The 6,876-nt window shown below is 67.9% G+C and carries 8 protein-coding genes; 2 read left to right on the top strand and 6 right to left on the bottom strand.

The genetic code is table 11. From position 1 onward, the window contains the following. Nucleotides 1–46: 46 nt before the first annotated feature. The gene (locus tag AOK23_RS51765) at nucleotides 47–346 is read right to left on the bottom strand and encodes a hypothetical protein (protein WP_157878265.1); all 300 of its coding nucleotides are present in this window, start codon (nucleotides 344–346) and stop codon (nucleotides 47–49) included. A gap of 425 nt (nucleotides 347–771) precedes the next feature. Between AOK23_RS51765 and AOK23_RS37190 the strand changes: the two genes are divergently transcribed. Next, nucleotides 772–1,095 carry a hypothetical protein gene (locus AOK23_RS37190; protein ID WP_157878264.1) on the top strand — a complete coding sequence of 108 codons (324 nt, stop codon included), beginning with the start codon at nucleotides 772–774 and terminating at the stop codon, nucleotides 1,093–1,095. A gap of 93 nt (nucleotides 1,096–1,188) precedes the next feature. On the opposite strand, the gene AOK23_RS37185 is transcribed toward AOK23_RS37190, so the two are convergent. Then, entirely contained in the window at nucleotides 1,189–3,714 is a 2,526-nt protein-coding gene (locus AOK23_RS37185) for an ATP-dependent Clp protease ATP-binding subunit (protein WP_055716897.1), read from the bottom strand. A 463-nt stretch (nucleotides 3,715–4,177) separates the two neighbouring features. Between AOK23_RS37185 and AOK23_RS37180 the strand changes: the two genes are divergently transcribed. Then, nucleotides 4,178–4,858: an SCO3374 family protein gene (locus tag AOK23_RS37180; RefSeq protein ID WP_055716896.1), complete on the top strand. Its 681-nt coding sequence runs from the start codon at nucleotides 4,178–4,180 to the stop codon at nucleotides 4,856–4,858. On the opposite strand, the gene AOK23_RS37175 is transcribed toward AOK23_RS37180, so the two are convergent. The 4 genes from AOK23_RS37175 to AOK23_RS47330 form a co-directional block, all read right to left on the bottom strand. Further along, on the bottom strand, nucleotides 4,837–5,172 hold the full coding sequence (locus tag AOK23_RS37175) for a histone-like nucleoid-structuring protein Lsr2 (RefSeq protein WP_055538663.1): 336 nt from the start codon (nucleotides 5,170–5,172) through the stop codon (nucleotides 4,837–4,839). The genes AOK23_RS37180 and AOK23_RS37175 overlap by 22 nt on opposite strands. 289 nt (nucleotides 5,173–5,461) lie before the next feature. Next, nucleotides 5,462–6,001 (bottom strand): amino-acid N-acetyltransferase, encoded by a 540-nt coding sequence (locus AOK23_RS37170; protein WP_055522484.1) that lies wholly within the window; start codon nucleotides 5,999–6,001, stop codon nucleotides 5,462–5,464. 9 nt (nucleotides 6,002–6,010) lie between these two features. Beyond that, on the bottom strand, nucleotides 6,011–6,457 hold the full coding sequence (locus AOK23_RS37165) for a BlaI/MecI/CopY family transcriptional regulator (protein ID WP_055522482.1): 447 nt from the start codon (nucleotides 6,455–6,457) through the stop codon (nucleotides 6,011–6,013). A 137-nt stretch (nucleotides 6,458–6,594) separates the two neighbouring features. Then, the gene (locus tag AOK23_RS47330) at nucleotides 6,595–6,771 is read right to left on the bottom strand and encodes a hypothetical protein (RefSeq protein ID WP_099967052.1); all 177 of its coding nucleotides are present in this window, start codon (nucleotides 6,769–6,771) and stop codon (nucleotides 6,595–6,597) included. Nucleotides 6,772–6,876: the final 105 nt, after the last annotated feature.

Raw genomic sequence — 6,876 nt, 5'->3', positions numbered from 1 at the left:
CCCGAGAACCCCCACCCACATGTGACCCGGACTACGCACCTGGCCCTCACGAATGCAGCGCCGCTCCTACGCCACGGAACTCGATCCGCGGGTCCGGGCGGCCGTGGAGGAGGCAGCGGCCCCGTTGATTCCTCCCCGCACCGCCGAGGAGGCCCGGCTGCTGGCTTCCTGCGGTCCGCTCGTGCTGGAGCTTCTGCCGGGGCCGGAGGGGCTCACGGACCGTGAGGCGCGGGCCGTGGTCCTCGCCGCGTCCCTCGTGGGCACCGATGCCGCTCTGCCCGTCCTCGCCCGCTTCCGGTCCCACCCGTTCCCGTCGGTCCGCGCCCAGCTCGCCTGGACCTGGCACCGGTTCGACACTCGTCGACGACCTCGACTCCGCCGCGCTCCGTGCCGCCCTGCTACCCGGGCGACTGCGCGCACTCGTCGTCCAGGACAACCGAATGCTGCGGAATCTGGACTTCCTCAGGGGGCTGGACCGGCTCACTCATCTGGACATCCACGGCACCGGTCCCCACGTCGACGATCTGACGCCGCTGACCGAACTTCCGCTCACCTGGCTGGCCTTGAATAGCCTTCCGGGTCTGGAAAAGGCCCCGCGCACTTCATGTTCTCTCGGCTTCACCGACGCTGGGGGCGCTGGACCTCGGTATCCCGTTGTGCGCCGATTCCGTCGACGAGGCCCTTCCGCCCGGGTTGCCGCTGGAGTATCTGCGATTCACCAGAAGCACACTCAAGCACACCGCTCTGCGCGGACTCGGACAACTGCGCTCAGTGAAGACCCTGAGCCTTGCCAAGCTTCTCGAAAGGCTCACCGCGGACGACTTCGGGGAGATCGCCCGCATGCCCGCCCTGGAGAATTTGCGCGTCAACTGGAACGCCGTCGGGTGGGAAGCGGGCCCCGTTCTGCCGAACGTCACCCATCTACGGCTCAACTCGTTCACGGGGACCGAGGACCTCTCGAAAGTGCCGGAGCTCTTTCCGAACCTGCGGACCGCCACAATTCACCTCGCGCCGGACGTCGACACGGTCCCGGAGCGCGTTCTCGGGCTTCTGCCGGTGCCGGTCGTCGTCGAACGGTCGGACAGCGTGCTCTGAGCCCACACACGCCGTCCGCCACGCGAAAAGGGGCTGCCCCGGGACCGAAGTCCCGGGGCAGCCCCTTTTGACGCTCAAGCCTCGCGCAGCGGGCTACGCGTCCTTGCTCAGGTTCGGACCGGCGCCGCCGGCCGCCTGCTCGATCGGCGGGACGTCGGGCAGCGCCGACTTCTCCTCGCCGCGGAAGGTGAAGGTCTGGGCCTCGCCCTCGCCCTCCGTGTCGACGACCACGATGTGACCGGGGCGCAGCTCGCCGAAGAGGATCTTCTCGGAGAGCGTGTCCTCGATCTCGCGCTGGATGGTCCGGCGCAGCGGCCGGGCGCCCAGCACGGGGTCGTAGCCCTTCTTGGACAGCAGCTCCTTCGCGGACTGGGAGAGCTCGATGCCCATGTCCCGGTCCTTGAGGCGCTCGTCCACCTTGCCGATCATCAGGTCGACGATCCGCAGGATGTCGGCCTGGGTGAGCTGCGGGAAGACGACGACGTCGTCCACACGGTTGAGGAACTCGGGCCGGAAGTGCTGCTTCAGCTCGTCCGAGACCTTGTTCTTCATGCGCTCGTAGTTGGTCTTCGTGTCACCCGAGGCCGCGAAGCCCAGGTTGAAGCCCTTGGAGATGTCCCGCGTGCCGAGGTTGGTCGTCATGATGATGACCGTGTTCTTGAAGTCCACGACCCGGCCCTGGGAGTCGGTCAGACGACCGTCCTCCAGGATCTGCAGCAGCGAGTTGAAGATGTCCGGGTGGGCCTTCTCGACCTCGTCGAAGAGGACGACGGAGAACGGCTTGCGGCGGACCTTCTCGGTCAGCTGGCCGCCCTCCTCGTAGCCCACGTAGCCGGGGGGCGAACCGAAGAGACGCGACACCGTGTGCTTCTCGCTGAACTCCGACATGTCGAGGGAGATCAGCGCGTCCTCGTCGCCGAAGAGGAACTCGGCGAGCGCCTTGGACAGCTCGGTCTTACCGACACCGGACGGGCCGGCGAAGATGAACGAGCCACCGGGACGCTTCGGGTCCTTCAGACCGGCGCGCGTACGGCGGATCGCCTTCGACAGCGCCTTGACGGCGTCGTCCTGGCCGATGACCCGCTTGTGCAGCTCGTCCTCCATGCGCAGCAGGCGGGAGGACTCCTCCTCGGTGAGCTTGAAGACCGGGATGCCCGTGGCCGTGGCGAGGACCTCGGCGATCAGCTCGCCGTCGACCTCGGCGACGACGTCCATGTCGCCGGCCTTCCACTCCTTCTCCCGCTTGGCCTTGGCGGCGAGGAGCTGCTTCTCCTTGTCGCGCAGGGAGGCGGCCTTCTCGAAGTCCTGCGAGTCGATCGCGGACTCCTTGTCGCGGCGGACACCGGCGATCTTCTCGTCGAACTCGCGGAGGTCCGGCGGCGCGGTCATCCGGCGGATGCGCATCCGGGAACCGGCCTCGTCGATCAGGTCGATCGCCTTGTCCGGCAGGAAGCGGTCCGAGATGTACCGGTCGGCCAGGGTGGCGGCCTGGACGAGGGCCTCGTCGGTGATGGAGACGCGGTGGTGGGCCTCGTACCGGTCACGGAGACCCTTGAGGATCTCGATCGTGTGCGGCAGGGACGGCTCCGCGACCTGGATGGGCTGGAAGCGGCGCTCGAGGGCCGCGTCCTTCTCCAGGTGCTTGCGGTACTCGTCCAGCGTGGTGGCACCGATGGTCTGGAGCTCACCGCGGGCCAGCATCGGCTTCAGGATGGAGGCCGCGTCGATGGCGCCCTCGGCGGCACCCGCACCGACCAGCGTGTGCAGCTCGTCGATGAACAGGATGATGTCGCCGCGGGTGCGGATCTCCTTGAGCACCTTCTTCAGGCGCTCCTCGAAGTCACCGCGGTAGCGGGAGCCGGCGACCAGCGCGCCGAGGTCCAGGGTGTAGAGGTGCTTGTCCTTGAGGGTCTCGGGCACCTCGCCCTTGACGATGGCCTGGGCGAGGCCCTCGACGACGGCGGTCTTGCCGACGCCGGGCTCACCGATCAGGACCGGGTTGTTCTTGGTACGGCGGGACAGCACCTGCATGACCCGCTCGATCTCCTTCTCGCGCCCGATGACCGGGTCGAGCTTGGACTCACGAGCGGCCTGGGTGAGGTTCCGGCCGAACTGGTCGAGGACCAGGGACGTGGAGGGGGTGCCCTCGGCGGGACCGCCGGCGGTGGCGGTCTCCTTGCCCTGGTAGCCGGAGAGCAGCTGGATGACCTGCTGCCGCACCCGGTTGAGATCTGCGCCCAGCTTGACCAGGACCTGGGCGGCGACGCCCTCGCCCTCACGGATCAGGCCGAGCAGGATGTGCTCCGTGCCGATGTAGTTGTGGCCCAGCTGAAGGGCCTCGCGGAGCGACAGCTCCAGGACCTTCTTGGCACGGGGGGTGAAGGGGATGTGGCCGGACGGGGCCTGCTGGCCCTGACCGATGATCTCCTCCACCTGCTGGCGGACCGCCTCGAGCGAAATCCCGAGGCTCTCCAGGGCCTTAGCGGCGACACCCTCACCCTCGTGGATCAGGCCCAGGAGGATGTGCTCGGTGCCGATGTAGTTGTGGTTGAGCATCCGGGCTTCTTCCTGAGCCAGGACGACAACCCGCCGCGCGCGGTCGGTGAACCTCTCGAACATCGTTAATCGCTCCTCAGAGCGGTCAGGCAGTAAGGGGACGCTCCCCTCTCTGTCCTTCCGCAGCTTAGTCCCGCAAGCGGGGACCGCTCATTCCAACTGCCGACACCGTCCGGTTCACCTCCGCTCTCGCGGAGACAGAAGTTGCTGCCTCCTGGGTCCCGAACGCCGACATCTGCTCCAACCCGATGGTGCGAGACGATGTTCCCGCAGGCCAGGCAGTTACCCCCACCATCAGTACGCCGATGGCGAACGTGAGACGGCCTTTCCTGCGTGTCGCCCCCTCCCACTAGGGATGTCTTACCCGTAGGGACTGACACTCCATGCCGGGTGCACCGGTTCCCTCCGCTAAGGGCGAACATCCTTGCGTCGCTACCCACCGCTGAACGCCCCCTTTCCCTGCACCCTGTGCATCCGCTCCGACACCCAGCGTAACTCCGGGCCTCTTTGTGCGGTTGCTCCTGACATGGCCATCGTCCCCCTTCCCCGCCGACCGCTCGACCCGAGCGACATCTCGGGCGATGTCTCGGGCGATATCCCTTGCGATATGCCGTGCGGCGCCCCGGGCGATCTCCCGTGCGACGCGGTACGGCAGTGGTACGAGAACGATCTCGACTGGGCGACCGCGCCCGGGGCGCCCGTACACCTCATTACGGGGCTGCGCTTCGATGTGCTCGACGTGCCGGCGGAGGTGGGGTTCGCGGCGCTGCGGCACCTGGGCCCGATTCCCGGGCCGGGCTCGCCGGTGGCGCTGCGCGACGGGCGGATGTGGCTGCTGGTCGCGGCGGGCGGCGCCGAGGAGGTGCCGGGGCTGCTGGAGTGGCTGGACTGGGGCGGCCTCGACCTGGACCTCACAGCCGTGGGAACGGGCGGTCACATCGAGGCGCCGGCACCCGCGGGCGGGGCCACGGGGCGCGGGGGCATGCCGGAGGGCACCGGTTCACAGGGGGCCGCCGTATGGCTGCGGCCCCCCGAGCCGGGACGCGAGGTCGAAGCCTCGCTGCCGACGATGTCGGCGTTGGGGGGCGCCGCAGGCACCCCCGACCTCGTACGGGTGGTGGACACGGTGGCGACGCACTGCCACCGCGTCCGGTTGCGGCGCGCGAGCACCGGACCGTCCGAGTCTCAGCCGTTGGCCTTCTCGTAGGCCTCGCGGATGGCGGCGGGGACACGACCGCGGTCGTTGACCTCGTGGCCGTTCTCCTTCGCCCAGGCGCGGATGGCCGCGGTGTCCTGGCTGCCGCCGGAAGCGGCACGGGCCTTGCCGCGCCCGCCAGCAGCACGGCCTCCGGTACGCCGACCACCCTTGACGTAGGGGTCGAGAAGGCCGCGAAGCTTGTCCGCGTTGGCGGTCGTGAGGTCGATCTCGTACGTCTTGCCGTCCAGCGCGAACGTCACGGTCTCGTCCGCCTCGCCGCCGTCGAGGTCGTCGACAAGAAGGACCTGAACCTTCTGTGCCACCGGATTTCCTTTCATCGATAACGTCGGGGCCGAGGACCTGCGGCACCCGCCGCTGTTTCACGTCCCCTGTTATATGCAGTACTGCAGTACGTCGGAAAGCAAACCGCTTTTCCAGGAAAAACACAAACCCCTGGGAGAGACCGGGGAGAGGACGAGGAGAGACCGGGGAGCCCGGGGCAGACCGAAAACATGCGCGTTTCGGACATAGGGAACCCGGGCAAGGCATCGGCTCCGGAATAGCGCTTGAGGCTCCTTCGGAACCGGCCAGTCCTTGCCGATCGCCCGACGATCACAGATGCAGAAGCATCCGGCTGTTGCCCAAGGTGTTCGGTTTCACTCGTTCGAGACCGAGGAACTCCGCGACGCCCTCGTCATAGGAACGCAGCAGCTCCGCGTAGACATCGGTGTCGACGGGCGTCTCGCCGATCTCCACGAAGCCGTGCTTCGCGAAGAACTCGACTTCGAAGGTCAGACAGAAAACCCGGCGAACACCCAGCCAGCGAGCGGTCTCCAGCAACTTCTCCAGCAACCGGTGACCGACCCCGAGTCCCTTCGCCTCCGGGTTCACCGCGAGAGTGCGGACTTCCGCGAGGTCTTCCCACATCACGTGCAGCGCCCCGCAGCCCACGACCTCCGCGTCCGCGCCGGAGCCCCGCTCCGCCACCCAGAACTCCTGGATGTCCTCGTAAAGCGTCACGGTCGCTTTGTCGAGCAGGATGCGGCGCTGGACGTAGGAGTCGAGGAGCCGGCGTACGTGCGGGACATCGCTGGTCCGAGCCCGTCGGACGGTGAGGGCTTTAGCGGTGACTTCGGGACTCTCTGCTGGCATGAGCGGACGCTATCGCCCGGGGTGGTCCGGGGATTGGCCGGGGGTGCCCCTTGTTTCGCCGGACGATTCGGTGGATTCGGCGCCGGTTTCGGCAGGGGTTTCGGCATCGGGGGCGGGCGGCGCGAGCGCTTCGGGACCTTGCACGATGCGTACGGCGTCGGTGAGGGACTGCCGCTGTTCCTCGCTCATCATCCCGAAGAAGGCGACGAGAGCGGCCGCCGGGTTGTCGCTCTGCGACCAGGCCTCGTTCATGAGAGCGGCCGCGTAGGCGGCGCGCGTGGAGACCGCCTCATATCGATAGGCCCGGCCTTCCGCCTCCCGGCGGACCCAGCCCTTCTGATGGAGATTGTCCAGAACGGTCATCACCGTGGTGTACGCGATGGACCGTTCCTGTTGCAGATCTTCCAGGACTTCCCGAACGGTCACCGGGCGGTTCCACTTCCACACCCGCGTCATGACCGCGTCTTCGAGTTCTCCCAATGGGCGAGGCACAGTTCCGCACGATATCCGGAGAAGGTGAACAAAAAGGGCGTACGACTCGAAAAACACACGAGTCGCACGCCGTTGAGGTGCGAGGCGGGGGGCGGTGAGCCTCAGCGGTCGCCGTCGGAGGCCGGGCGGGCGTGGTCCGCGCGCGCGAGCGCCGCGTCGACGGCCGCGTCCTCCTTGGCCTTGTTGGGGCCGCCCTGGGTCTTCACGATCACCCTGATCACACCGATGAACAGTGCGGCCATCACGAAGGGGGGCAGCAGCGCGGAGACGTAGTCCATGCGTCCAGGGTAGCCAGGGCTAGACGGCGGCCAGCTGGTGGGGCGGGTTCGCCGGCGGGGCACCGGGCTTCCGCTTGGGCGGGAACACCTCGCCCGGGGTGGGGA

The sequence above is a fragment of the Streptomyces torulosus genome (assembly GCF_001419765.1).
GTDB lineage: Bacteria > Actinomycetota > Actinomycetes > Streptomycetales > Streptomycetaceae > Streptomyces > Streptomyces torulosus.
Note: the sequence above shows the minus strand (reverse complement) of the source record. Positions and strands in the feature narration are given on the sequence as shown.

What these genes read in the sequence shown, in the direction of transcription:
- AOK23_RS37185 (WP_055716897.1), bottom strand. Translation starts at nt 3,714, where the DNA reads ATGTTCGAGAGGTTCACCGACCGCGCGCGGCGGGTTGTCGTCCTGGCT.
- AOK23_RS37180 (WP_055716896.1), top strand. Translation starts at nt 4,178, where the DNA reads ATGGCCATCGTCCCCCTTCCCCGCCGACCGCTCGACCCGAGCGACATC.
- AOK23_RS37170 (WP_055522484.1), bottom strand. Translation starts at nt 6,001, where the DNA reads ATGCCAGCAGAGAGTCCCGAAGTCACCGCTAAAGCCCTCACCGTCCGA.
- AOK23_RS37165 (WP_055522482.1), bottom strand. Translation starts at nt 6,457, where the DNA reads ATGACGCGGGTGTGGAAGTGGAACCGCCCGGTGACCGTTCGGGAAGTC.
- AOK23_RS47330 (WP_099967052.1), bottom strand. Translation starts at nt 6,771, where the DNA reads ATGGACTACGTCTCCGCGCTGCTGCCCCCCTTCGTGATGGCCGCACTG.